The organism is Paraburkholderia sp. GAS448, assembly GCF_050435685.1.
Classification (GTDB): domain Bacteria; phylum Pseudomonadota; class Gammaproteobacteria; order Burkholderiales; family Burkholderiaceae; genus Paraburkholderia.
In genome coordinates this window covers 444,649-468,814 of record NZ_JBNDKT010000001.1, presented here as the reverse complement: position 1 = coordinate 468,814, position 24,166 = coordinate 444,649, and the positions used below count along the sequence as shown (strand labels likewise).

The following is a 24,166-nucleotide window of genomic DNA, read 5'->3' as shown; positions in this document are numbered from 1 at the left end:
TGCTACGCCAGCGTCGCGGCGATGTGAGTGGGGTGTGCGTGTAGCGCTGTCTGTCCCTGTCCCGCGGGGCGGGCGTGCATCGCGCCGAAACCCGCGATCCACTCCGGAATCGGCCGGTAATAATCGAGCGAGGCCTGATACGGTCCGTATGCCGCCAGCGCGCCAAAAGCGGCGATCCACGTGCGGATTTCGTGCGCCGACTTGCCGCCCTGCCGCGTGATCGCGTCGTTGGTCATGCCATCGACTGCGCTCATGTCGCCAGCGGTGAGCAGATCGAGAAACCAGCGGTCCCATTCAGGGTTGAGCGGATGCAGATGGCTATCGCCGGCCGTGAAGGACTTCGCCGCCGCCACCGTGCGCGCCTGCCGCGCTGCGCGCGATTCCGCCGACGGATTGCGTCCGGCAATTAGTCTTTCGGCCATTTCCGCGCTGGCGCTCGCGATTTCCGGCACAGGCGGCTCGTGCGAAATTCCGCCGGAGCCGATCACGAGCACACGCTTGCCGGTTCGCAACAGGAAGCGGCCGACGGCATCGCCAAGCAGCCGCGAACGGCGGCACGACGCCATCGGTGGCGCCACCGAATTGATGAAGACCGGCACGACCGGGTAGCGGTCGAGGCCGCCGGTCAGCACTTCGAGCGCCTGTGCACAGCCGTGGTCCACCTGCATGCGGTATGACACCGACACATCGACCTCGCTCGCCAGCACGACCTCGGCAAGCGCGAGCGCCACGTCCTGCGGAACAGCGAGCGAACCGGCAAGACTCTTGAAGTCGCCAATTGCAGTGGCCGCCACGCCGATGCAGAACGGCGGCATCACTTCGTAGAAGAATCCGTTGTAGTGGTCGGGTGCGAACACCACCACCAGTTCAGGATCGAACGCTTCGACCCGCGCGCGGGCCTCTTGCTGCATACGCTCCACTTCCGCGACGATGTGCGGCGCGGGATCGTGGTAGCCATGCAGCGGGGTGTGCGAGAGACATTCGAGAAGAATCGGCATATCAGACTCCTGCGGCCGTGGCGACGAGGGGGCCATCGCAAACGGGCGTGGCGTTTCGCGCCACGGACACGTCGACCGGCACGGTTTGTTCCGGTGCATCCGCCACCCAGGCCAGCTTGCCGGCGAGATCGGCGATGCTTTGCGAGACGCGCTGCGGTGAGCACATGCCGGCTACGAAACGGTCCGGACGCAGCAGCACGACCGACTCCGGCACCCGTGTGAACCAGTCCTTCAGACGGCCATCCACGTCACCGAGCGCGATCACGCCTTCAGGCACGTCGTGGTGGAAGCTCAGTTGCGTATCGGGCTTGGCGATCACAAAGCATCCGCCAAGACCCTCCCAGATCGCGCGCGCTGCCGGCGTCAATCCGTAGGTGGGATCCGCGCCCCAGCCGATGATCGCAAAGCGGTTCCCTAACGCATCGTCAAGTCGCACCACGCGGCCATCTTCGAGCCGCACGGACGGCTGGATGAACATGCGTCCAACGGGCGATGCACTGGCGGGATCGCGTCCGTACACGAGACGTCCGATGAACGACTCGCGCTTTTCGCTCATCAACCCGAGCAGACGGCCGGGCGCCGTGTGGCCCGAGCGCTCGAGCATGCGCGCGAGAAATCCGTGTTTGCGCCTGCTCTCGGGCAGCAACACCACACCGGATTCGTAGCGCGGCATCGGCTTGAAACGCATCTCGACGAAATAGCGCTTCACTGAGGGCAGGACGTTGAACGTGCGCACGAACGCGTCACGGAATCGCGTGCCCAACCGGCTCGCGGGCGCGAAAATGTCGCCGGCAACTTCCGACAGATGGATCATCGAACGCGCGTGGGTCCGCCGCTCCATCGTGTAGGTGTCGAGCAGACTGTCCTGCGCGAGACCCTTCACGACCATCGCCAGCTTCCAGCCGAGATTGCTCGCATCGCGAATGCCGCTGTTGTATCCCTGGCCCTGCCACACCGGCATGATGTGCGCGGCATCGCCCGCCAGCAGTACGCGCTTCACGCGGAAGGTGCTGGCAAGACGCGCGTTGTGGGTGTAGACACGCTTGCGGATGTAGTCGACCTTGTCGGGCTCGGCCACGACCTTGCGGATCAATGCCGCCAGGTTCTGCGGCTTCGACAGTTCTTCCTCTGTTTCGCCCGGCATGACCATGAATTCGAAACGGCGGATACCGTGCGGCAACGCCGCCGACACGTAAGGGCGCGCCGGATCGCAATGCAGGTAGACATGCGGTGAGCCGATCGGGTCGTTGCGCACATCGACCACGATCCACTGGTTGGGTTTGGTGCGGCCTTCGAAGGACACGTCGAGGGCACGGCGCACGAAGCTGTTGCCGCCGTCGGCGCCGACCATGTATGCCGCGCGAATCGACTTCTTTTGGCCCGTGCTATCCACTGCCTCGATCGTCACACCCGCATCGTCCTGCGAGAAGCCGTCGACGCTGTGGCCGAGCAGGACCTGCACGTGTTCGAAGCGCTCCAGACCATCGCAGAGAATGCGATCCGCGAGCGGCTGAATGAAGGCGTTGCGGCGCGACCAGCCGAATTCGTCAGTGCGCGGTTCAATCGATGCGAAGCAACGGCCCTTCAGCGTGAAACGCATCCAGTGATTCGGCGTCGTGTGCGGCAGCAGTTCGTCGACGAGCCCGACGGACTGGAACACGCGCAAGGCCTCGTCGTCGAGACCGATCGCCCGCGGATAGTCGATGATCTGTTCCAGCTTCTCGATGAGCACGACGCGCACGCCCTGCAGTCCGAGCATGTTGGCAAGCATCAAGCCGACGGGGCCTGCGCCGACGATGGCGACATCGGTGTTCACACTCTGGGGGCGGCCGTTACCGGCCGCCATGTCGATGGCGGGGGTCATGTCTGTCTCCTGTTCTTGCGCCCGGAATGGACCGTGGTCGCATCAGTTGCGGGCTGGATCAGCGAAAATCCGGGGGAGACAGCGGTGCGCAACGGATTGCCCGAAGCGGGCTGCGCGCGTCGTGGAAGGCAACGCCCGCCACGATCCGCATCTCCTTGAATGTTTGCTTTGAGGCGAGTGTAGGAGCGCGCCCCCTGCTGCCTCAACAAAATCTGAAAAATGTGCATAGAATGCACATAGTTGAAAATAAAGGAGATTTTTGCGTGACGACGTACACGAACGTGCGGGGCCTGGCGCGCGGCCTGCAGGTGCTGCAGGCCCTCAACGCGATGGAAAGCGGCCGCGCCACCAGCCAGCAGATCAGCGATCTGACCGGACTGCACCGCACGACGGTGCGGCGCCTGCTCGAAACGCTGGTCGAGGAAGGGTTTGTACGGCGCAGCACGTCGGACGACAGCTTTCGCCTGACGCTCAATGTTCGTTCGCTAAGCGAGGGATTCACGGACGACGAGCGAATCGCAACCATCGCGCCGCCCATCATGGGGCAGTTGCTGCAACGCGTGGCATGGCCGTCGGACCTGACGACGCCGGACGGCGACGCGATGATCATCCGCGAAACCACCCACCGGTTCAGTCAACTTTCGTTTCACCGGTCGATGGTTGGGCGGCGGCTGCCTATTCTCTTGACCGCGGCGGGCCGCACCTATTTCGCGATGTGTCCGGACGCCGAGCGGGAGGACATTCTCGACCTGTTGCGCTCGGGCGTGGGCGGCGAAGAACAGAAAGCGCTCGCGTCCAACGATGCGCTGATCCGTAGTCTCATCAAACGGGTTCGAACCGACGGGTTCGGATCCAACCACGGCGACTGGGCTGCCCAGAGCAAGATCGGCGCGGTCGCTGTTGCGATCATCTCGCGTGAGCGGGTGCTTGCGAGTCTCAATGTGGTGTTTCTGTCGCGCGCGGTTACGCTCGCGGAGGCAACGCGGCGCTATGTTCCCGAACTGCAGAGCGCCGCACGCGAGATGGTCGCGGCGCTGGAGGCCGAACCGGCGCAGAACAAGGTTTGACTTCGCGCAGTAAGCGTGGGCTTGAGGCGCCATTTCGGGCAGGGGAACGCGGCTACCTGGCGTCGACATGGGTAAGGCCGTGTACGCCCGTCGATCGCCCATTTCGCGCGGATACAGTCAGCCGAACCAACCTTGCGTTTCAGGCAAATACAGACTCCTGGAAATCCTCACCTTTATCAAAGGTGCTCGCGAAAAACAGGGTTGGCTCACCTCCTGGATTCGTTCACCTCTACGACTCCATCTCCTGGAATTCCTCACCTTTGCGCGTCGCCGGCTACCCGATAAGTATGAACAAGCGCGGCATCTCGTTGCTGCCAGATAGCGATGCTGCAATCTGCAGCGCAACGCGTATCAGGTATTCAGGCTGACGTTGGAGAAATCGCGAGGCGGCGCGCACGTCCAGTCTCATCAGACTCTTGCGGCGTTAGGTATCGATGAGACAACACTGCTGAATCATTGGCGCGCCCCCGAAAAAGCTCACCTTTGATGTGCCTGGGGTGAGTGTGCCCGGTCAGCCTCCTGCCATGATCAACCCGCAGAAGAGGCGCGATGCGAATGCATCGTGCTCCTCCGCATTGTGCTTCGCGAAACGCCGCCTATGACTTGCTGACCGTCTTCACAACAGGCTGCCCGCCCGGTGCAGGTCGATGGGCCGCGCCCGGATTCTCAGCCGCCGCTTCGCGCACCGGATGGTTCGGTCGTTGCGCCGATTGATGCGGCGTATCCGGATGATGTCCCCGTTCGTTAGCTGCCATGTGACGGCCTGGTTCGTGGCGGTGCTCATCCGTCGCTGCCGCGCGCATCGGCTCCCGATGGTGAGGCTCCTCTCGATGGTGGTCGTCACCTGCGTGCCGCACGACCGGATGAACCTCGCGCGGCGAGACCATCGCCGAGCGCAGATTATCCCGACGATGGAAGACTTCCCGACGCCTGTCGCCATGAGCGTAGAACTGCCTGCGACGTCGGCCGCCGGCGTCCGTCACCCAGATATACGTGTCTCCGCCCAGGTACACGACGTCACGATCGGTCGCGGTAGCGACATAGACATCGTTGCGCTCGGGCATCAGTTCTTCCCGCACGACGGGCTGAGGCGGTGCGACAGGCGGACCGGGCCGCATCGGCGCAGCCACCACGGCGGTTGTGCGTACCGGTTGCGCTGCGACTCGCCCTTCTCCGGTGGTCACGCATCCCCCCAGCGAGAGTGCGCACGCGATTCCGGCGATGGGTAAAGCCAGCCTCTTGTTGTTCAAACTATGCTCCGTGTTACGGTAGACATGATCCTGGGGATAACGGCCCAACCGACGGAATTCTTGAGGGCATACCGTGTGCGCGAGGCGATTGAAGGCGATAGCTGATCGAAGGAGCGGCAGCGGCGTGTCGGGCGTTAACAGCGGGAGAGACACGAAGCGGCAACAGCCGGCAAGTATCGCCGCGTGGGGATTGCGCGTTCGGGTTGACCGTGCAGGGCGTTACAATAGACTTGCCTCGTCAGGGGAGGGGTATTGCCGTGTCCAATCTGAAATCCAGGCTGATTCGCTCGACCGCCGTTTGCGTCTTTGCCTGCGTGTCGTTGCTGGCACACGCCGGAACGTCATCAGAAGCAGCCGCTGTTGCCGAGGCGAGCGGAGCTGAAACGTCTGCCTCTACCGGTGTCCTGTCGACGCAGCCTTTCGTTGGCGACGACCCGGTTGCGGTCAGAGACGCCCTGGCGAAGGAGAGTCGCAAAGCCAACTCGCCTTCGTTGAGCGACCGCGTGCGGAAACTGATCGACGTCCCGACCCACACGAAACCGCGTGATCCCGATTTGACGAAGGCCGGGCTCAATCGCGACCTCGCGTTTGTCGTACCCGCGCCCTACGGGATACTGTACCGGTCAAAGACGCATCTGTTGACGGTCAACGTCGATCTATCCGGCGACGAGACTCCCGGCGTGATCCTGCTCAGGAAGACGATAACGGGACCGCGGGGCCGAGGGCTTGTGGTGGCAGCTGAGGCGAAGGCCAAGGGATACATCCAGCATATCGACCTGATCGAACTGGATTCGGGCGAAGGAAGAAAGACCACCGTTCGCGGACGCGTGACGCTCTCCCCGTCAGCGTTCTCCGAAGCGAATGGAGACTTCGCGGTCGTGTTGATCTGCAGCCTCGTGCCGCCCTACCTGAACGACCGGAGCGAGCACAGCGATCCCACCAACGAAGAGCCCACCGACATCACCACCAGAACCTCGACACTACACGCCAATATCCGCGCGATCTGGCTGGTCAGCCCGCAGAAGGGCATGGTGTTGTCGAAGAAGCTGCATCTGTCGAAGTAACGCATCCCAGGGTTGATGTTCGGCACTCGCCTGCGGTCCCATCGCCCGGCGCGACGGACTTGATTCGATCGTCGGACCGGGCGCATCTCGCGTGATGCATTGCGGTTCCGTTGAGCTAGCGGACGCTCAATGCATCACCGTGTCATTCCGTCGATCCAGTTGCTTCGTCCTTTTCGCGGAAGCTCCGACTCCTGGAAATCCTCACCGTATTGAATTTTTCTCGTGTCTCCTGGATTTCCTCACCTCCTGGAATCGCTCACCTATATCGCGGCATCTCCTGGAATTCCTCACCATCCTGGAACGTTTCACCTTTCCGTGTTGCAGGCTGCCAGGCAGCGACTGTCAGAGAGCGGATATCAAGATGCATAGTTAGCACACTCTACTTGCGATACTTCTCACGCCAGGTGGTGGCCCGAGGGTGCGTGCGTTCTGGTGCGGGTCACGGAAAAAACTGTGTGGGCTGTCCGAGCACAGATGGATCCATCGTATTTTTCGTAGTGGTCCCCCAATAGCGTCTAAAACTTCACCTTCACCTGAAAGCCCAAAGTGAACGGAAGATTATCGGAAGGGATCGGCGGAATCAGAATGATGTTTGCGCCGACGCGCTTGTAGTCGAGCATCACAATCGGCGCTGCCACTGGACCAATCGTGTGATTGTGTCCAAGCCCCCAGTTGCCATAGTTGTAGCCGGAGATCATGCCTGCCATCACGGCGAGTCGAACGAAGCCCCAGTGTGAAAATTCGGGTGCCCAGACTCCGCCGCCATACCACGACGGGCGTCGGAGCGAATTGCGAAAGCCACCGGCTGTCAGCGCCCATTCGTTGCCGAGCCAGCATTCGACGCCAAGCCCAGGATTGAACTGCTCGAAGTGTTGGTCAGGATCAGGATTGATGTGATACGAGCCCAGCATCGCGTCGACCCAGACGCCGCCCTTGCACCACTCGGCTGCTCGCGCCGTGGTCGCCGTCGCGAGGCCGGCGGCGGCCACGGCCACCGTCGCACGCACTATCCTGTGTTTCGCCCGCCACAAACGCATGTCCTCTCCGCCGTCGGTCGAGTGCCGACGTGATCAATGTTCTGTCCAGCATTTTTATGTGCCACCCGTCGCGCACTGTCCCGGAACGCGCACCCGCGACGTGGAAGACCCGCTCGGGACGGCAGGCACGCATACTGCGCAGGGTGCCGCCGGACAGAACAAGCATGGAGAGCCGATGGCGGTTCGGTGACGTACGGTCCGCCAAAGGTGAGCTTTTACAGGCCCAGTTCCGACAGACCCGGATGGTCGTCGGGACGCCGGCCAAGCGGCCAGCGATACAGCCGGTCCGCTTCCCGGATGGGCAAGTCGTTGATGCTCGCATGACGGTGCGCCATCAGGCCGTTCTCATCGAACTCCCAGTTCTCATTGCCATACGAGCGGAACCAGTTACCCGAGTCGTCGTGCCATTCATAGGCGAAGCGCACCGCAATGCGGTTGTCCGTGAATGCCCAGAGTTCCTTGATCAAACGATAGTCGAGCTCCTTCGCCCACTTGCGACGCAGCAATCCGACAATCTCCGCGCGCCCCGTGACGAACTCCACGCGATTGCGCCACACGCTCTGCGGTGTGTACGCCAGCGACACGCGCTCCGGGTCGCGCGTGTTCCAGCCGTCTTCTGCGGCGCGCACTTTCTGGATCGCCGTTTCGCGTGTGAAGGGCGGAACGGGCGGACGGGTTTCGACCGGTTCAGTCATGGCTTTTCCTTACGTCGGGTGGGCGCTCGCCGTGAAGGCGAGCCAGGGGTTGCGGATTCGGCTTCGAGCAGACGTTCGGCCGCGGCGCGAGCATCGAGCGCGGCATCAGCGTCGCCGCTCACGAGCGCCACACCGATCGCACCGTCGATCAGGATCAGCCACTGACGTGACAGCCGCGCAGCACAGTGCGCGTCCCGATTGATCGTAGCGACGTATTGGTCGCATACGGATCGGACGAATTGCAGCAGACGCACCTTGTGTTCGCGCGCAACGACACGGATCGGATCGTCGGCGGCTTCGATTTCTCCTGCGGCGTTCAGGAACGCGCAGCCATGAAAATCATCCGATGAAAACCACTCGCGCAGCACGTCAAACATGCCGGTCAGACGCGTGCGCGCGGTGTTGCCGCTGCGCAAGGTGCCCTCGACGAACCAGTTCATCCAGCGCTCGTCACGCCGCGTCAGCGCGGCGGCGACGAGCGCATCCTTCGATTCGAAGTGCGTATAGAAGCTTTTGCGCGCCGTGCCCGACTGGCGGACGATCGCATCGACGCCAGTTGCATGGATGCCGCCAGCGTAGATCAACGCTTCAGCGGCTTCGAGCAGCCGCTCGCGCGGACTCGCTGCAGACAGATCGTCATCGGAAGTAGCCATGAGCAAAGAGTAGAACGATCATTCTCCGTCGTCAAGTACCCGATGGATTTTGCTGGTCAGGCAGGCTTACGCTATCGTGTGACGAAGATCGACTAAGGGAATGAACGTCATGAGGATCTCCGCTGTCCCCGCGCCAGTTGCACGCGCTTTATTGATCACTGCGGTCGCCGTGACGGCGGCCTGCACGCCGCTGCGGGTCGTCACGCATTCGGTGAGCACGACGGAGGCGCGCGTGCCGACCGGACGTTACCAGCTCGATCCACATCACTGGAGCGTCACGTTCGACATTGACCACTTCAAATATTCGCGCTTTACGATGCGTTTCGATCGCGCCACAGCGCAGCTCGACTGGAATGAAGGCGGTCTGGACAGGAGTACGGTAGCGGTCACGATCGATGCCGGGAGTATCGATACGAACGTTCCGCTTCTCGACAGAATGGTGAAGGGCCCCGATATGTTCGACGTGTCGCGCTATCCGGAGATCAAGTTCGTGAGCAGGCGTTTTGAGCGCACAGGCGACGCGAGTGGCAAATTGACGGGCGATCTGACGATCCACGGCACCACGCAGCCTGTCACGCTCGAGGCGACGTTCAACGGCTTCGCCCCCGATCCGCTGACAAAACAGGACACGCTCGGGTTCTCAGCCGAGGGCCGTTTCAGCCGTGCGAAGTTCGGCCTGTCGACATGGTATCCAGCCGTGGGGGACGATGTGCACGTCCGGATCCAGGCGGAATTCGTCAAGCCGCCTGCAGGCGCTGAGGCGCCCGCAAGCAGTACATCGCTCAATGATCAGGCGGCGGTCCAGTCGAGAATGACCTTGCCGCTTTCGCCCGAGAGCATGGTCGCAAAGGCGCGCTCGTAGTCGTCGACCGGAAAGCGATGCGTGAGGATCGGCGACAGATCGAGCCCGCTTTGCAGCATCGCGACCATCTTGTACCAGGTCTCGAACATCTCGCGGCCGTAAATGCCCTTGATCTCGAGGCCCTTGAAAATCACCTGCGTCCAGTCGATTGCAGTCTGCGCGGGCGGAATGCCAAGCAGTGCGATCTTGCCGCCGTGATTCATCGCTTCGAGCATGCTCGTGAAGGCGCTCGGCACGCCGGACATTTCCAGACCCACGTCAAAGCCTTCGGTCATATGCAGATCGTTCATCACGTCGCGCAGCGATTCGCGCGATACGTTCACCGCGCGCGTCGCACCCATTTTGCGTGCGAGGTCCAGGCGGTAGTCGTTGACGTCAGTGATCACGACGTTGCGCGCACCGACGTGCTTCGCGATCGCCACTGCCATGATGCCGATCGGGCCGGCGCCGGTAATCAGGACGTCCTCTCCGACGAGATTGAACGACAACGCGGTATGCGTGGCGTTGCCGAAGGGATCGAAGATCGCGGCGAGATCGTCGGAAATTTCAGGCGGAATCTTGAACGCGTTGAAGGCCGGAATGACCAGATATTCGGCAAACGCGCCTTCACGATTGACTCCAACGCCAACGGTATTGCGGCACAAATGCCGGCGCCCTGCGCGACAGTTGCGGCAGAACCCACACGTAATGTGACCTTCACCCGATACCCGGTCGCCAATCGCGAAGCCGCGTACCTCCTGGCCCATCTCGACGATTTCGCCGACATATTCGTGCCCGACATGCATCGGCACAGGAATTGTCTTCTGCGCCCAGTCGTCCCATTTCCAGATGTGAATGTCGGTTCCGCAGATCGCCGTGCGGGTGATGAGGATCATCACGTCGTTATGACCGACTTCAGGCTTCTTCACGTGCGTGAGGGTAAGACCCGGAGCGCGTTCGAGTTTTGCGAGTGCTTTCATGTGTTCGCCCCGTTTAGATAATGTCGAGTGAGCGGCCGACGCGTGCGAATGCATCGACGGCACGATCGATCTGCTCTGGCGTGTGTGCGGCGCTCATCTGTGTGCGAATGCGCGCGCGGCCTTTCGGCACAACCGGAAATGAAAAGCCGATCACATAGACGCCTTCATGCAGCAACGCGTCCGCCATGCGCGATGCGAGCTGCGCATCGCCAAGCATAACGGGAATGATGGGATGCTCACCAGGCACGAGCGTGAAGCCAAGGGCGCTCATCGCGCTGCGAAAATGCGCGCCGTTCGCGCGCACGCGCTCGCGCAGCTTCGCGCCTTCGTCGCTAGCGAGCAGCTCGAGCACCTTCAGCGACGCAGCGGCGATGCTCGGCGTCAACGTGTTCGAGAACAGATAGGGCCGCGAGCGTTGCCGCAACAACTCGATGATCTCCTTGCGGGCGGCGACATAGCCGCCCGAGGCACCGCCCAGCGCCTTGCCGAGCGTGCCGGTGATGATGTCGACGCGCGACAGCACACCGCAGTGCTCCGGCGTGCCACGGCCATGCTCGCCGATAAAGCCCACCGCATGCGAATCGTCGACCATCACAAGCGCGCCGTAGCGGTCCGCCAGATCGCAGATGCCCGCGAGGTCGGCGATGATGCCGTCCATCGAGAACACGCCGTCCGTTGCGATCAGCTTGAAGCGGGCACCGGCAGCGTCGGCTTCGCGCAGCTTCGCCTCGAGGTCGGCCAGATCGTTGTTCCTGTAGCGAAAGCGCTTTGCCTTCGACAGCCGCACGCCGTCGATGATGCTTGCGTGATTCAGTTCGTCGCTGATGATGGCATCGGATTCGTCGAGCAAGGTTTCGAACAGGCCGCCGTTCGCATCGAAGCAGCTCGAGTAGAGAATACAGTCGTCGGTTTGCAGAAACGCGGCGAGTGCGCGCTCCAGTTCCTTGTGGACGGTCTGCGTGCCGCAGATGAAGCGCACCGACGCCATGCCGAAGCCATCTCGATCGAGGCCGTCTTTCGCGGCCGCAACCAGACGCGGATCGTTCGCGAGGCCGAGATAATTGTTCGCGCAGAAGTTCAGCACGTCGTCGCCGGCCTCGAGGTGTACTTCGGCTGATTGCGGACTCGCGATCACACGTTCGCTTTTGTAAAAGCCGTCGGCACGGATCTGGTCAAGTGTGCTGCGCAGATGGGCGAGAAAGGGATCACGCATGGATCAGGCTCCTGAATGGGTCGGCGGATCTCGCCGTCACAGTGTTCCGCGTGCCGGCGGCCTGTTATAGTCGGCTGTCAGCTTTATCGGACAAATTCGTTTTTCCGAACTAAAATTCGGTATGTCGAACAACTTTAAACGATAGGTCATTAAATGGCAAGTTCCGGGACCCGGCGCAGTTCCACACTTTCCGCGCCTGCCGCGTCCGGCCCGCAGTCCGGTTCGACGGTTGCTGCGCCGCCGCGCGTCGGCGAACAGATCCAGCGGTTGCGCAGCGAAAGGCGGATGACGCTCGACGAACTGTCCCGCGCGGCCGGCGTATCGAAGTCGATGCTGTCGGAAATCGAGCGCGACAAGGCGAACCCGACCATCGCAGTTGCGTGGCGACTGACGAACGCGCTCGGCGTCAGTCTCGACTCGCTGTTCGCGCAGCAAAAGGCGCCGGAGGCCATTGCCGTTTCCGGCCCGCACGAGATCCCGACGCTGAGCGGGCACGAGGCCCGCTATCAGTTGCGGGTGTGGGGGCCGATCGAGCTGGCGGGTAAGTTCGAGTGGTACGAATTGACGCTGCAGGCGGGCGGAGCGCTGGTATCGAATGCGCACGAGCCGGGTACGCGCGAGCATTTGACTGTGCTGCAGGGAGCGATCGAAATCGAAGCGGCAGGTGCGACGCGCAAGCTGAAAGCCGCCGACACGGCGCGCTATATCGCCGACGAGCCGCACGCGATACGCAATGCGGGAAAGGGCGAGGCGAAAGCCCTGCTGGTGGTGATTCACGGTTAAGCCTCCGCGCGCCAGAAACCATTCCACGATAGCGCAATGCGGGCCGGCTCGCGCCTCGGCCGAATGGCTGAGGTTGCATCAAACACTGTATATTTGTACAGTATACAGAGATTGATGGAGCCAAACATGAACCACCCGAACGACCATGATCTGGCCGCGCTGCGCTTTAACGCCGCGGCCCGCGATCTCGAACACATCGTGCGTCATATCGCGGCGCGTTACATCGCGCAGCAGGTACCGCTTACGTGGCGCTTGCTGCATGCAATCGAAGCCGAGGCACTCGCCGACCTGGGTTTTGCCAGCCGGCACGACGCGCTGATGCTTGGGCTGTTTCAGCGGCCAGACGATCTGCCTTATCCGGAAACGGATGAGTCGGTGGACTTCGGCTCGTCCAATGCATTGCCGGCTGTTTTCGCGTTCGCAGTCAGCACGTATGAAGAAGCGGAGCGTACGGCATCCCAGGCTGCGGCGAGGCACGCGACGGGCGTAGCCGGTCGCCGGGCACGGCCGTGGGGCGGATGATCCGGCGCTGTTTTAGCGCGGTGACTCCTGTACGCTATCGCGGGTCGAGCCGGTAGGGGTTGACGTGGCAGGCCGACTGGCCGGTGCATCCCCCCCAGCTGCCTGAGTACCCACCTGAGCGGGCGGCCGTGCCGGCGCTGGAAACCAGCCGCTTTTCGGAACCACCATGTTCGCGTCGGGTTGCTCTTCGAAGTGTGGCGACATGATCTGAACGCCATATTCGTTGAACACGTCGAGAATGTGGCCGTGCAGCTCGCTCAGAATCAGCGGCGCTGCACGGGACTTTCCATCGATGCGTACAGCTCGTGCTCGACGTAGAAATCCGGCAGCGCGCGCTGCAAAACAAGCGGCGCAGGCTCTCCAGGCAGGTGGCGGGTTCGCCCGGTGAACAACGCGCAAACCGCCACAAGCTTGAACACGCGATCGAATATGATCTGCAATCCTTAGCAAGATGTTCCGGTTCAGCGCCCAGAATAGCGAGGCGGATGGTCGTACAAGCAGACCGTACGTACCGCAACGGCCATAAACGCGCTCCCGGGAGTCGAAGACGGCAAGGCAAAGCGTTCGGGGAAGAGTCGACTCTACAACCAGTCGTCGCGTCGAGGATGCGAAATGGCTTCTGAAATGTAAATGTGCCGGACGGAGACTGGAAGGCGCAGCCGGGATGACCTACACTTCGACGCAACTAACGGATATTCGGATCATGGTCGCTTCACACCCTTCCTCCTCGCCCGACCGGCAGATGCCACGCGCCGATCTCTTCGACCAGCAACGTGAAGACTGGCGCCGCGATCCGCGCATTGCGTTCGACGCATGGCTCGCAAAGCAGAATTTCCGCAGTTCTTCCGCAGACGTGTATCGCGCGCAGTGGGGATTATTTCTCGACTGGCTGAAGGTTCGGCGCAAGAGCCTCACGACGGTTGACACGCGCACCATCGCTAATTTCGTAGCGAGCCTTGAGATTCGAAAACCGCAGCGCGTCAGGTATTTGCGACTGATCGAACGTGTGCTCGATCACGTGCGGGAAGTCGAAATGGCTTCGACGAATCCCGCAAGATTCATCGCTCAGGACGGTGAAGCGGCGTGGCGCAATGCACGCGACAACGAGCCCACCGGCTTCCTCACGTTAGCTGAGCGCGCGATCCTGGTCGCGCATCTATTCGCGCCGTTGACCGAGCTATCGGCTGCTGCGAGATGGCGGGAACGTCGGGACCGCGCGTTGATCGCGGTATTTCTCGGCGGCGGGATAAAAACCGGCGAGGCTCGTGCGCTTGCTGTTAGTTGTGTCAGTCCAGGGTCGCCATGGGTCACGATCGACGCCGCAAATCCCGCTTTCGCGCGGCGCACCCGGCTGTCTCCATTCGCCGTGGCAATCATGGATGCATGGCTCGCTGAGCGACGACTCTCCGACCTGCGGGGCGATCTCGTGTTTCCGGCCTCCCCATCGGGACGCCCGATGCACAAGGCAACGATGCTGCGTTCAGTCGACGCGCTTATCGAAGCTGCGGGCATCGCCCGATCGCGAGAAGCGCGTGCAAGTCCGCACACGCTGCGCAATACGTTCGCGGCGGACCTGTTTGAAAGCGGCGTCGCACCTGAACTGGTTGGCCAGTGGCTCGGCTTCATACAGCCGGTATCGGCGAACCGGCTGCATCGCGCGTGGCGAAACTGGGTAGATCAACAGGAAGCGGGCGCAATTGATGGCCCGAATCCGGCCGCGTCGACAGAGCCGGAATAGCCCGCCGGCGCGCGCCACGGTTAGATGATGCCCCCGCAACGGCTCACCTTTGAGCTCCCGAATCGTCTCACCTTATGGGCTGGCAGGTCCGGAAAGCCGCTCTGCGGCATTCACGCGGGCGCGGAAATAGACGGCGAGAGGAAGCGAGCGATCGCCTCCAGTCTGGAGCCGCCCATCCCGGACGAATGTTCGCATTCAGGACATTGCAATTCGTAGCGGTGATCGACGTGTGAGAGCTCTGGCTCACCTTCATTGCATTTCGGACAGCGTTGAGGGAGAGAAGCCAGACTGTCAGCCGCGGTTCCGATGCTGGAGAGTTCGTCTGCGGTGAGCCGGCCGGCATTGGCGAGCTCACAGATCACGCTCGCGACAGCCGGATCGATGCGCTGTTGTCCGCGCAGCGTCGCGATTTCCGTGGTCAGCCCATCGATTTCGTCCGATTGTTCGCGTAATTGTGCGTCCAGTCGGTCGGCGCGCGCTTTGGCTGAAGCGATCTGCTGAATAAAGTCGAATTCCTTGCGACCTGCTTCGCGTACACCGGATTGATATGTCGCCGCCATGCTGCGCAACGAATCAAGTTCGACCAGCATGGGTTTGACCCGTCGTTCGGCTTCGGCAACGGCGTCCTTGATCTGCTGGGCGTAGTGCTCGGTGCTCTGACGCAATTCGGCGTGGAGCGCGTCGATGCGATCCCGCAGACCCGCATTGGTCGCTTGCTCGGTATCGAGACGTTTGCGCAGCGTCTCGTTTTCGGCCTCGATACGGCGGACTGTTGCCTGAAGGCTTTCATGATGGGCGGCGTCATGCGTCGTTGCCGCTGCCCGTTCTGCTTCCAGTTCGCGGATCCGGTTCCATGCGGAGTCGGCGCGCGCTTCTGCGCGCTGGACAGCCTCTTCCGAAGCGTCCCGGCGAATTTCGGTTTCGCGGATTCTCTGTTCGGCAGCCGCTATCTCGGACTGCATGGATTCGCGGTCTTCATCCAACGTCGAACGGGCGTGGCTCATCGCTTCCTGGAAGAGGGCGCCGAGCAGTTCGCCCGCCCGATCTTCAAGCGATTTAGGAATCGCACCAGCACCGACGCGTACCTTCGATACAGAGCGAATCCGTTCCCAGAAACTATCGATGTCCTTTGGGATGTCGCTCGCGCTACCTGTTTGGGTGAGGTCGCGCACCGTCGCCATCGAAGGACGGATTCCAAGGTCAAAAAAAAGTCGCTTGCATGCATGCAGCGACAGTTCCTGCCGACGCGCTCCGTTTTCGCGCATCGATTCGAGTTCCTGGCGGATCGCCTGGCGTTCTTCGTCTGGATTCATGTATGTCTCGAGCGAGCTGGGATTCGATGAATCATAACAATTTACGTAGTATTTGCTACGAATTTGGGTCTGCAGTGAAAATCGTTGTGTGCTGACGACGCTTTTCCTGTCCGTGTCCGCTTCTTGTGCTACACGATGGGGATTTTCTGTGAAACAAATCGAAGAATAGTCGCTAAGCTTCTGTAAAGAAAGGGGTTTTCGATGCCTCCCAAGCACTTGGCATTGTTTCACGAGGCTGCATATCCTGGAGACGGTTGTGGAGTGCGGTTTATCTGCGGAAGCTCGCGGGGCTCTTGTTGAGAGTAGTAGAAGTAAACACCCTTGAACCCATGTTAAAAACGTTAACGCCACGGCAAATCCTTTCCAGATAAGGGTTTGCGGGAAGTGAGGTGAAGCTTTACGGGAGAGGTGGTGAGGCGATGCAGGATCCTGGAGTGATGGGGTTCGGGGACGTCGGTGAGGTGGTCCGGGACAGGTAGTGAGCGGGTTCGGGAGCGGTCGTAAAACCAGGGGAAACGCAAAGGTGAGTTTCTACGGGACCTGACTGCGCGCATACCCAGTCTGTACGGAGCGCATGCCGAAAAATCAGTGACATTGAGGGGTGAGGGGTTCCGGGACGTCGAATGAGCCGTCTTTTTTGCCCCGATTCGGGCTTGTAAAGGCGATTGGTGAGCGATCACAGGACGAAATGCGACTCGAAGGTGAGTTTTTTCGGGAGTCAACGGCCGGAATCGCTGATTTTTGGGCGTTCTGGCGGCTGAGGTGAGGATTTACGGGAGGTCGCGGCCGGATTTTGAAGGGTCGGGTGCGCGGCCGGGCGGCACGATCTTCGTCAACAGCCCCGATGGGTGAGGATATTCGGGATGTTTAGTGCGAAGCCTCGCGAAATCCTGGACGTTTGGCCGATTGCTGGTAAAGGTGAGCCTTTTCAGGAGGGATTTTTCTCCTTCTGATGGCCTTTGGTGAGCATTTTCGGGAGCAAGTTTGCGATCACTTCCACGGAAAGCACGCCTGGAGTTGATCGGTGAGGGCGAATTCGAGGTCGCTGAGCATCGAAGGGTGAGATTTTTCAGGACCTGATTGTTGCGTTCCTGATTTCGGCGATTCGGGGGAGCCGTGCGGTTCAGGTGAGGTTTTTCGGGACCTGGTCGAATGGCTCCTGGAGCCAATAAGTTGAGGGTAAGTACCTGGAATGATTGGACATTTTCGCTTGTCGAACCAAAGGTGAGGGTTTTCGGGAGCAGGCGGGGGCGGTGGATTGGCCACCCGTTTTGGGCCAATGGTGAGAGTTTTCGGGAGTCAAATGCGGGTGTTTTGCCCACTCGGCGGCGGCAAGCCCCGTATTTTCAGGCATGCACGGCTGGCAAAGGTGAGAGTTTTCAGGACCAACCGACACGCGCCCCGATCTTTGCGCGTATTACGACGGCCATTGCTGTGCATCGCCGTTTGATGTCGGGGTGCCGGGACCGGCCTGGTAATCGTCTCTTCACGCTACCGTCGGTTTTCCGGGCAGTCGCAATGGGAGAAGCGAAGGTCTGCAAGGCGGCGTTCTGGCGGATCAGGCGAGAGGCCGAGCGGCGCCGTGCCTGGATCGTGAGATGCTATCCGCAGTTCGAGGCGTGCCTGTGACCTGCAGGCGGTTTGCCGCTGTCTGGCGGCGCCGGCGGCCTGTCCACGAGCGGTTCCCGGTACGATGAGCCGTCTCGCCCGAAGAACACGACCGGCCGGGCGGCGAGGGGGCGTTAGTCTGGGTCGCTGGCCGCTTCGAGGGCGGCTGTTGGAGCGGACCTGGGTGATCACAGGCGATTGAGGCCGTAGTACTCCTCCGGTCTTGGGGCGGCACACAACCAATTGAATCGACTGACGCGCAGTCCAATTTTGGCTCCGCTGCGGTCATGGTGACGGACCGAGTCCCGAGGGGTTCACCGTGTAGCTGCGTACGCTCCTCGCCGGAGTTTTAAACCACCTCTTCGTGGTCGGAATTCCCGTCGCAAAATTGCGACAAGCCTAAAGGTGAGTCGATACGGGAGCCGAAGGAGCGCCTTGTGGATGCTTCGATTCTGGGCACGTTTGTCGATCCCGCGACGCGCAAAGCTGCACGGATTGATTGCTATATGGATAAGGTGAGCATTTTCGGGACTAACTCGAGGTGAGTCGAGATTCGTAAACACGCTTCACCGGGAACGGTGAGAGAGTCCCTGTAGACGCGCATCACCGCAGCCGGTATCCTTTCGCCAAATCCCTCCTCGACCCGACGCATGGCCACGAAGCGCGCGAAGAAGACCGATGTGGTGAGCCCGAGCTCTGCGGAACTACGCAAAGCTGTAGAGGCGATCGCCATTCAGCCCAAGAGCGGCAAAATCACGCTGCTCACCCGTAAACTGTTCAACGTGCTGCTCGCGGTTGCACAGCAGGCGGACGAATCAGGCGATACCTACCGCGCCCTGCTTTCTGACATCGTCGCGAACTCGGCTTTCGATTCGAACGATACCGCTCTGGTCAAGGAGCACCTGCGCCGGATGGTGTCCGTCCAGGTGGAATGGAGCACGGGGACGTCGAGCCAGAAGCCTGGCCGTAAGTGGGGTATCTCCACACTGATCGCCGACGCCGAAATTCTCGAAGATCCTGCGACTCGCCGTGTGTGGGTCGAATTCTCGTTCGCGCCCAAGATCAAAAAGAAACTGCTCGATCCGGTGCAGTACGCGCGTCTGAGTCTGCAGTTCCAGAGCCAGTTGCGCAGTAGCGCGGGCCTCGCGCTGTATGAAATCTGTGTTCGCTATCTAACGAATCCCAGCCATCTGACGATGCGTGAGTCGTGGGAGTGGTGGCGCCCTATTCTCTCGGGCACGCCGGATACCGAAGCCGGTGACGAGGCCAAACGGGAATATAAATACTTCAAACGCGACTATCTGCGCCCGGCGATCGCCGAGGTGAACGCGGTAACGAACATCTTCGTCGAGTTGATCGAACATCGCGAAGGCCGTCGTGTCGCTGAGATCCAGTTCCGGGTGACGGAGCGAAAGCAACCGATGCTCGCGCTCGACGAACATCCTAACGTTTTCGACAGCACGCTCGTCGACCGGATGGTCAAAATCGGCATTCCGTTGAAGGAAGCACAGACGCTTTACGCCGATAGTGAGGAAAACCGGATTCGCGCCGCGCTGCAGATGACCGAACAGCGCATGCGCAGCACGACGTTGCCGCCCGTGCGCAGTGCGCCCGCGCTCTTCAAGGACGCGTTGAAGAAGGGTTATGCGCCACCGGTCGATGCGTTGCCTTCGGCTGGCGGCAGCAAGGGTGGAGCGGCAGCAGTGCCTGCGGACGACCTGAAGGCGCGACTGCTCGGCGAATACTCCGCATATCGGCGCAAGGAAGCTCGGGCGCTTTACGACGAGCAAGGCGAGTCGGAGCGGGAGTTGGCGCGTCAGTCATTCGAAAACGATGAACTCCCGACTTTGGGCACGCACATGCGTGACGACTGGCGTCGCCGGGGCCTCGATTCGAAGCTGGCTGAAACGGCGTTCTTTGATTGGCTTGCCCACAAGACCTGGGGCGAACCCACCGACGGCGATTTGCTCTCTTTCACATTGAGCCAGTCGAGGGCCGCCTGATACGGTGCTTCCCGTGAAGGCGGTGCCTGAAGCCTGAAGTTGGTTACCGGGCACGTCTTCGGCCCGATTTCCGTTATTTCGACAACAACATCTGCTCAAGCTGCTTGAGGATGTCGTCGCGTTTCTCGCGAGACAGACCGCGCAGCCGGAGTTCCAGTCGATCATCCCCGTACGACTTCAAATCCCCCACCGCAACGCCGTCGAGCTTGATGTCGAGTCGCTGTGCGTAGCGCTGGCGCCCTGCGGGTTTTGTGCTTTCCTGCGCAGTGGCGCGACCTTTGACGATGTCCGCGACCTGACGCGTGCTTAGATCGTCGGACAGGATCTTGTTGATCAGACGCAGTGTTGCGTCGGCACCGCGCGCGCTGTGATACCGACCGACCTGATAGGCCATGTTCGAACCAAAACGATCCGGCCGGGCGACCATCTCATGCATGACAGGTTCTGGAAGTTTCGCGATCGACAATGCGACGGCAACCGTCGATTCGTCGAGGCCAAGGTGCTCGGCAAGTTCCTTCTGACTCTGGAAATGCTTGTCTTCCAGAAAGCGCTTCCAGACTACTGCGTTATCGAAGACCGTCTGCGAATCTCGTTGTACGTTGAGATCGTAGCCTAGCTTGTAGCTCTGGATGCCGATCGGCAGATCGATGACGATCGCCTTGACCGTCTCCTTGTTCGCTTCCTTCAGTGCGCGAACACGGCGACCGCCGTCGCTGACGTAATAGGTGCCGGGGTTGTCGTAATCGGGGATGACGTGGATTGCCTGCTGCTGTCCCTGCTTCGCCAGATTGACGGCGAGTTCCGCGATCGACGACTTCAGGTAGAAGTGCCGGGGATTAAACGGACTCGGTTTGATGGCCTTCAGCGCAAGCTCGATGACTTGTCCCGGACGATAGCCATGCTCGACGCGCCAGACATGATATGCCGGAGACTCGCTCAACGACTGAGTTTCGTCGGCCTCTTCCTGAACCAGCTTGATATCGGGTTGGCTGGGTCGGTCCGTGAGATCCGGGGTCTTTGGCACGTTGCGCTGAACCAGACCGTCGATCGCGTTAAGTCGATCGAGTGCGGTGCGTTTTTCACTGCTGGTCGTGTCCGGACGTGCCTGGAAGCCTTTAGCAAATTGAGAGGGTTTCATTCAGGGTCCTTTATGCGCATAAATTCAGGGTAGCAAGGCGGCGATTTCATCGGCGCACGCCCTTATCTCATAGCTAGCGAGTTTCGCCCCGCGGTCGTTCATCTGTAGAACGGTTTGTCCGAGCGCCATCGCCTGCTTGTAGGCCTCACGGGTCGGAATCTGGGTCTTCAGCAAAGGAAAGCCGAGTCCTTCCAGCGCACGCTTTAGCTCACGCGTCAGCATTCGCTTCTCTTCGGTCTTGTTAAGGAGGAACACCGCACGCAGATCTTCGTTCATGACCTGCGCCTGTTGAACGAGCTTGACGAGGCCGAGACTGGACCAATAGTCGGCAGGCGAAGATGAGGTGGGAAGGACGGCGACCGTGGCGGCAAGCAATACGACACCGGAGACCTTCTCCGTGATCGATGGTGGGCAGTCAACGACAATGATGTCGTAGTCGCCGACGAACTTCTTGATCTCCCGATGGATTTGTCCTCCCGCCTCGGACAGATTGACAACGGGAAAGGGAATACCGGATTCGCTGTCGGAGGAGGCGCTGGCCCAGTGCACGAGGGTGTTTTGGCCGTCGGCATCCACAACCAGAACGCGTTTGCCTTTTTCGTGGAAGGCGGCGCCCAGATGCATCGCAATGGTGCTCTTGCCGACCCCACCCTTTTGTTGCGTGACCGCGATGATTTCAGCTGCCAATTCTTCACCTCCTTTTTAGACGCTGATGGATTTTACCGTGATGAATTTCTATTTCAATCATTTTCGTTGTTTGAATGCGACCAATAGCCAGTTGGCCAAGGTTTATGCGCATAAACAGACCTCGGTGATTTAGCGATGATCAGCTGCAAGCTGTTTTGTCACGGGTGCTCCGGATCTCATGACGAGCAAGGTGACGAAACTTCGGCTTGCTTGTGAGGCGCGAGGCCCCTCATTCGCCGGTATTTAGCCTGCGTCGGTACGTATGCTTCGACCGCGGGGCGAATTGGGCCTGTTCTCTCGAAAATGCGTAGCTGGGACGGTGTTCGATGAGCCGGCTTTATGCGCATAAACTTCCATCGGCAGCCGATCTCGCTCCAAGGCAAGGAGCGCCTGGATTCTGGTTGCGATGGTGGCCTGGCACTAATGTGGAGTAGTCGGAACAGATGACATCTGCCCAACACGTCGATCGTGCTTTCGCACGTGACGGAAAACGAGACGCTTCGCACGCGTCTCGATACCGGGCAGGCGACCAACCGGTTCCTCGGGATCGCATCGCTGCCTTGCTCACGGCAATTGGCCGCTCCTTCATCGAGCGCGAACAGGGCAGCAAATATAAGTACAGGCACGGACCTTCTGAGTGACGGGTCGTACCACGCGGTATTCGCGTCCGCAAAGTCCGTTGATGGTGCAGCTCAACCGGCGCATCGAGAGACGAGAAGTCTCAGACAGCGTGCGAAACGGGCGGAACGTGAGAAGTGTCGGACGGGCCAGACATTGAACTCAATAGCAAGCTGTGCACTTCAGCGTGCTTAGTCCACGGCCGGATTCAGGCTGAGATGTCATTCGATCGGCGTCGCCACGCGAAACCTGGTTTGCCTCGCGATTCCTGTTCATGAACAAAATCCTTGAGCTACGGAAACCAGTCACAAACGCGACGAGATAACCTCTCCGTCATTCCGCACCCAATGAGGGCAACGCGCTTAAGTCAGCCATGATCTCCGGCCGCCTCTCCCGAGCCGCTAAAATCCATGCTTCCGTGAGCCTTCACGAACCAACCGAACCTTAGTCAACCATGATCACGATCTATCACAACCCACGGTGTTCGAAATCGCGCGGCGCGTGCGACCTCGTCGCGGATGTCTATAACGAGGCGAAAGAACCGGTAGACGTCGTCGAGTATCTAAGGAACCCGCTCACCGTTTCGGAACTGAAGCAACTCAACAAGATGCTGGCGTGCCCGGTGCGCGATATGCTTCGAGACACCGAGCCGGAATACAAAGACCTCGGTCTTGCCGATCCCGCGTTGACTGACGCTCAGTTATACGAAGCAATCGAACGCCATCCGGTCCTGCTGCAACGGCCGATCGTCGTGAGAGACGGGCGCGCTGTCATTGGGCGCCCGCCCGAGGCCATCGAGGCGCTCTTCCGCTAGACGTTTCCGCCCGAAGCCGGGTGCGCTAACCTGCTCCGCTCACGCGCCAGCCCGCAAATTACGCCCTCACCGCAAGCACCGCATCTTTCGTCACGATCTTCGTCGGGATGATGCGCAGTTCGGTAAAGGTGTCCGCGATGCGTTGCTGTTCGGCGAGGACCTGGGCGTCGATAGGCTTGAAGACGTGGGCATAGTGCCGCAGCCCCGTCTCGATCACGCTCGCGTCGAGGCCTTGGATCGGTGCGAGTTGCGCGGCCGCCTCGGCATAGTGGCCACGTACCCAGTCGCCTTCCTTGCCGACTTCGTCGAGCACGCTCGCGAGCACGTCGCCATTCTGTTGCGCGTATGGCCGCGCACTCAGGAAGAACTGGTGATGGCTCACGATGCCGGAGCCGTCCGCGAGCAAGCGCGCATTCGACTGTCGTTTCGCCGCCTCGAGAAAGGGATCCCAGATGGCCCACGCGTCGATGGCGCCGCGCTCGAACGCGGCGCGTGCGTCGGCCGGCGGCAGGAAGACTGTTTGGACGTCAGTGTACTTAACACCGGCTTTCTGGAGCGCGGCGACCAGGAACCAGTGCACATCCGAGCCTTTGTTCAAGGCGATTTTTTTCCCCTTCAGATCGGCGATCGATCTGATCGGCGCGTCCTGGCGCACTAGAATGCCCTCGGCGTGTGGCGTCGGAATTTCATACGCTGTGTAGACGAAATTCGCGCCGGCTGCCTGCGCGATGACGGGCGGCGCTTCGCCCACATACCCAAAATCGATCGCGCCGACATTGAGCCCTTCGAGCAGTTGCGGGCCGGCTGGAAACTCTGTCCATTTGACCGTGATGCCCTGCGGCGCGAGCCGCTTTTCAAGCGTCTGATGCGACTTGAGCAGCACCAGCGTATTGGCAGCTTTCTGGTATCCGATACGGAGTTCTTTAGCGCGCGTATCTGCGAAGACGGGCAGGGCTGCAGTTACCAGCGAGGCCCCTACGCCGGCGAGGAACGCACGGCGCGTCAACGGCAAGGATCGTGACATAAGCGATGACTTCGAAGTTGGGACGGACGCGAAGCGGCCCGGTTGCGCCCAACGATAAGGCGCGTGCAGCGAAAAGCGAACCGATGGATTCGCATAAGCAAATCACGGATCTCGCCGCGCGCGCGAGGCATTGCGCGCTCGAACAGCACGTCGGCGATTCGCACGCGGCGGGCAGCTTCGATGTCGCTGTATTCAGTGCCCGCTACAATCGACCTGTTCCGCGCTCCGCGGGCCTGGCAGCAATTGAGCGATGACT

General features: G+C 60.8%; 19 protein-coding genes and 1 pseudogene. 8 read left to right on the top strand and 12 right to left on the bottom strand.

Annotated elements, in window-relative coordinates:
* Positions 1-2: 2 nt before the first annotated feature.
* Together P3T23_RS02210 and P3T23_RS02205 are read right to left on the bottom strand one after the other, a co-directional pair.
* The gene (locus P3T23_RS02210) at positions 3-998 is read right to left on the bottom strand and encodes a 3-carboxyethylcatechol 2,3-dioxygenase (RefSeq protein WP_429314546.1); all 996 of its coding nucleotides are present in this window, start codon (positions 996-998) and stop codon (positions 3-5) included.
* A 1-nt stretch (position 999) separates the two neighbouring features.
* Positions 1,000-2,862, bottom strand: a complete 1,863-nt coding sequence (locus P3T23_RS02205) for a bifunctional 3-(3-hydroxy-phenyl)propionate/3-hydroxycinnamic acid hydroxylase (RefSeq protein ID WP_429314545.1) — start codon at positions 2,860-2,862, stop codon at positions 1,000-1,002.
* Between the two features lie 263 nt (positions 2,863-3,125).
* Here P3T23_RS02205 and P3T23_RS02200 point away from each other — a divergent pair, with 263 nt between their 5' ends.
* Positions 3,126-3,929: a DNA-binding transcriptional regulator gene (locus P3T23_RS02200; protein ID WP_429314544.1), complete on the top strand. Its 804-nt coding sequence runs from the start codon at positions 3,126-3,128 to the stop codon at positions 3,927-3,929.
* A gap of 596 nt (positions 3,930-4,525) precedes the next feature.
* On the opposite strand, the gene P3T23_RS02195 is transcribed toward P3T23_RS02200, so the two are convergent.
* Positions 4,526-5,179: a hypothetical protein gene (locus P3T23_RS02195; RefSeq protein WP_429314543.1), complete on the bottom strand. Its 654-nt coding sequence runs from the start codon at positions 5,177-5,179 to the stop codon at positions 4,526-4,528.
* 257 nt (positions 5,180-5,436) lie between these two features.
* Between P3T23_RS02195 and P3T23_RS02190 the strand changes: the two genes are divergently transcribed.
* Complete coding sequence (locus P3T23_RS02190; protein ID WP_429314542.1) at positions 5,437-6,243, top strand: hypothetical protein; 807 nt, start codon at positions 5,437-5,439, stop codon at positions 6,241-6,243.
* Positions 6,244-6,758: 515 nt separating this feature from the next.
* Here the strand turns inward: P3T23_RS02190 and P3T23_RS02185 are convergent.
* The 3 genes from P3T23_RS02185 to P3T23_RS02175 all read right to left on the bottom strand — a co-directional run bounded on the left by P3T23_RS02185 (position 6,759) and on the right by P3T23_RS02175 (position 8,628).
* Positions 6,759-7,280, bottom strand: a complete 522-nt coding sequence (locus P3T23_RS02185) for a hypothetical protein (RefSeq protein ID WP_429314541.1) — start codon at positions 7,278-7,280, stop codon at positions 6,759-6,761.
* Positions 7,281-7,495: 215 nt separating this feature from the next.
* The gene (locus P3T23_RS02180) at positions 7,496-7,975 is read right to left on the bottom strand and encodes a DUF1348 family protein (RefSeq protein WP_429314540.1); all 480 of its coding nucleotides are present in this window, start codon (positions 7,973-7,975) and stop codon (positions 7,496-7,498) included.
* Positions 7,972-8,628: a TetR/AcrR family transcriptional regulator gene (locus P3T23_RS02175; protein ID WP_429314539.1), complete on the bottom strand. Its 657-nt coding sequence runs from the start codon at positions 8,626-8,628 to the stop codon at positions 7,972-7,974. Before P3T23_RS02175 ends, P3T23_RS02180 begins: the two co-directional genes overlap by 4 nt.
* A gap of 109 nt (positions 8,629-8,737) precedes the next feature.
* On the opposite strand from P3T23_RS02175, the pseudogene P3T23_RS02170 reads away from it, so the two are divergent.
* Positions 8,738-9,385: pseudogene (locus P3T23_RS02170) on the top strand (YceI family protein); the annotation flags it as partial.
* A 32-nt stretch (positions 9,386-9,417) separates the two neighbouring features.
* On the opposite strand, the gene tdh reads toward P3T23_RS02170, so the two are convergent.
* Together tdh and P3T23_RS02160 are read right to left on the bottom strand one after the other, a co-directional pair.
* Positions 9,418-10,449, bottom strand: coding sequence for an L-threonine 3-dehydrogenase (gene tdh, locus P3T23_RS02165; RefSeq protein WP_429314538.1), 1,032 nt, complete (start codon positions 10,447-10,449; stop codon positions 9,418-9,420).
* Between the two features lie 13 nt (positions 10,450-10,462).
* Complete coding sequence (locus P3T23_RS02160) at positions 10,463-11,662, bottom strand: glycine C-acetyltransferase (RefSeq protein WP_429314537.1); 1,200 nt, start codon at positions 11,660-11,662, stop codon at positions 10,463-10,465.
* 153 nt (positions 11,663-11,815) lie between these two features.
* Here P3T23_RS02160 and P3T23_RS02155 point away from each other — a divergent pair, with 153 nt between their 5' ends.
* The 3 genes from P3T23_RS02155 to P3T23_RS02145 all read left to right on the top strand — a co-directional run bounded on the left by P3T23_RS02155 (position 11,816) and on the right by P3T23_RS02145 (position 14,705).
* Positions 11,816-12,445 (top strand): helix-turn-helix domain-containing protein, encoded by a 630-nt coding sequence (locus P3T23_RS02155; RefSeq protein ID WP_429314536.1) that lies wholly within the window; start codon positions 11,816-11,818, stop codon positions 12,443-12,445.
* Between the two features lie 126 nt (positions 12,446-12,571).
* On the top strand, positions 12,572-12,967 hold the full coding sequence (locus tag P3T23_RS02150) for a DUF2471 family protein (protein WP_429314535.1): 396 nt from the start codon (positions 12,572-12,574) through the stop codon (positions 12,965-12,967).
* 703 nt (positions 12,968-13,670) lie between these two features.
* Positions 13,671-14,705, top strand: a complete 1,035-nt coding sequence (locus P3T23_RS02145; protein ID WP_429314839.1) for a tyrosine-type recombinase/integrase — start codon at positions 13,671-13,673, stop codon at positions 14,703-14,705.
* Positions 14,706-14,815: 110 nt separating this feature from the next.
* On the opposite strand, the gene P3T23_RS02140 is transcribed toward P3T23_RS02145, so the two are convergent.
* Complete coding sequence (locus P3T23_RS02140) at positions 14,816-16,018, bottom strand: DNA-binding protein (RefSeq protein ID WP_429314838.1); 1,203 nt, start codon at positions 16,016-16,018, stop codon at positions 14,816-14,818.
* Positions 16,019-18,276: 2,258 nt separating this feature from the next.
* Between P3T23_RS02140 and P3T23_RS02135 the strand changes: the two genes are divergently transcribed.
* Positions 18,277-19,629 carry a replication initiation protein gene (locus P3T23_RS02135; RefSeq protein WP_429314534.1) on the top strand — a complete coding sequence of 451 codons (1,353 nt, stop codon included), beginning with the start codon at positions 18,277-18,279 and terminating at the stop codon, positions 19,627-19,629.
* A 73-nt stretch (positions 19,630-19,702) separates the two neighbouring features.
* Here P3T23_RS02135 and P3T23_RS02130 read toward each other — a convergent pair whose 3' ends face one another.
* Positions 19,703-20,767 (bottom strand): ParB/RepB/Spo0J family partition protein, encoded by a 1,065-nt coding sequence (locus tag P3T23_RS02130; RefSeq protein ID WP_429314533.1) that lies wholly within the window; start codon positions 20,765-20,767, stop codon positions 19,703-19,705.
* 24 nt (positions 20,768-20,791) lie between these two features.
* Complete coding sequence (parA, locus tag P3T23_RS02125; protein ID WP_429314532.1) at positions 20,792-21,454, bottom strand: ParA family partition ATPase; 663 nt, start codon at positions 21,452-21,454, stop codon at positions 20,792-20,794.
* Between the two features lie 1,072 nt (positions 21,455-22,526).
* Here parA and arsC point away from each other — a divergent pair.
* Complete coding sequence (gene arsC / locus P3T23_RS02120; protein ID WP_429314531.1) at positions 22,527-22,886, top strand: arsenate reductase (glutaredoxin); 360 nt, start codon at positions 22,527-22,529, stop codon at positions 22,884-22,886.
* 58 nt (positions 22,887-22,944) lie between these two features.
* Here arsC and P3T23_RS02115 read toward each other — a convergent pair whose 3' ends face one another.
* Positions 22,945-23,910, bottom strand: a complete 966-nt coding sequence (locus P3T23_RS02115) for a sulfonate ABC transporter substrate-binding protein (protein ID WP_429314530.1) — start codon at positions 23,908-23,910, stop codon at positions 22,945-22,947.
* Positions 23,911-24,166: the final 256 nt, after the last annotated feature.

Bases quoted from the DNA above. Each gene is read 5' to 3' on its own strand.
- P3T23_RS02210 (WP_429314546.1), bottom strand. From the start codon at position 998: ATGCCGATTCTTCTCGAATGTCTCTCGCACACCCCGCTGCATGGCTAC.
- P3T23_RS02205 (WP_429314545.1), bottom strand. From the start codon at position 2,862: ATGACCCCCGCCATCGACATGGCGGCCGGTAACGGCCGCCCCCAGAGT.
- P3T23_RS02185 (WP_429314541.1), bottom strand. From the start codon at position 7,280: ATGCGTTTGTGGCGGGCGAAACACAGGATAGTGCGTGCGACGGTGGCC.
- P3T23_RS02180 (WP_429314540.1), bottom strand. From the start codon at position 7,975: ATGACTGAACCGGTCGAAACCCGTCCGCCCGTTCCGCCCTTCACACGC.
- P3T23_RS02175 (WP_429314539.1), bottom strand. From the start codon at position 8,628: ATGGCTACTTCCGATGACGATCTGTCTGCAGCGAGTCCGCGCGAGCGG.
- tdh (WP_429314538.1), bottom strand. From the start codon at position 10,449: ATGAAAGCACTCGCAAAACTCGAACGCGCTCCGGGTCTTACCCTCACG.
- P3T23_RS02160 (WP_429314537.1), bottom strand. From the start codon at position 11,662: ATGCGTGATCCCTTTCTCGCCCATCTGCGCAGCACACTTGACCAGATC.
- P3T23_RS02155 (WP_429314536.1), top strand. From the start codon at position 11,816: ATGGCAAGTTCCGGGACCCGGCGCAGTTCCACACTTTCCGCGCCTGCC.
- P3T23_RS02150 (WP_429314535.1), top strand. From the start codon at position 12,572: ATGAACCACCCGAACGACCATGATCTGGCCGCGCTGCGCTTTAACGCC.
- P3T23_RS02145 (WP_429314839.1), top strand. From the start codon at position 13,671: ATGGTCGCTTCACACCCTTCCTCCTCGCCCGACCGGCAGATGCCACGC.
- P3T23_RS02140 (WP_429314838.1), bottom strand. From the start codon at position 16,018: ATGAATCCAGACGAAGAACGCCAGGCGATCCGCCAGGAACTCGAATCG.
- P3T23_RS02135 (WP_429314534.1), top strand. From the start codon at position 18,277: ATGGCCACGAAGCGCGCGAAGAAGACCGATGTGGTGAGCCCGAGCTCT.
- P3T23_RS02130 (WP_429314533.1), bottom strand. From the start codon at position 20,767: ATGAAACCCTCTCAATTTGCTAAAGGCTTCCAGGCACGTCCGGACACG.
- arsC (WP_429314531.1), top strand. From the start codon at position 22,527: ATGATCACGATCTATCACAACCCACGGTGTTCGAAATCGCGCGGCGCG.
- P3T23_RS02115 (WP_429314530.1), bottom strand. From the start codon at position 23,910: ATGTCACGATCCTTGCCGTTGACGCGCCGTGCGTTCCTCGCCGGCGTA.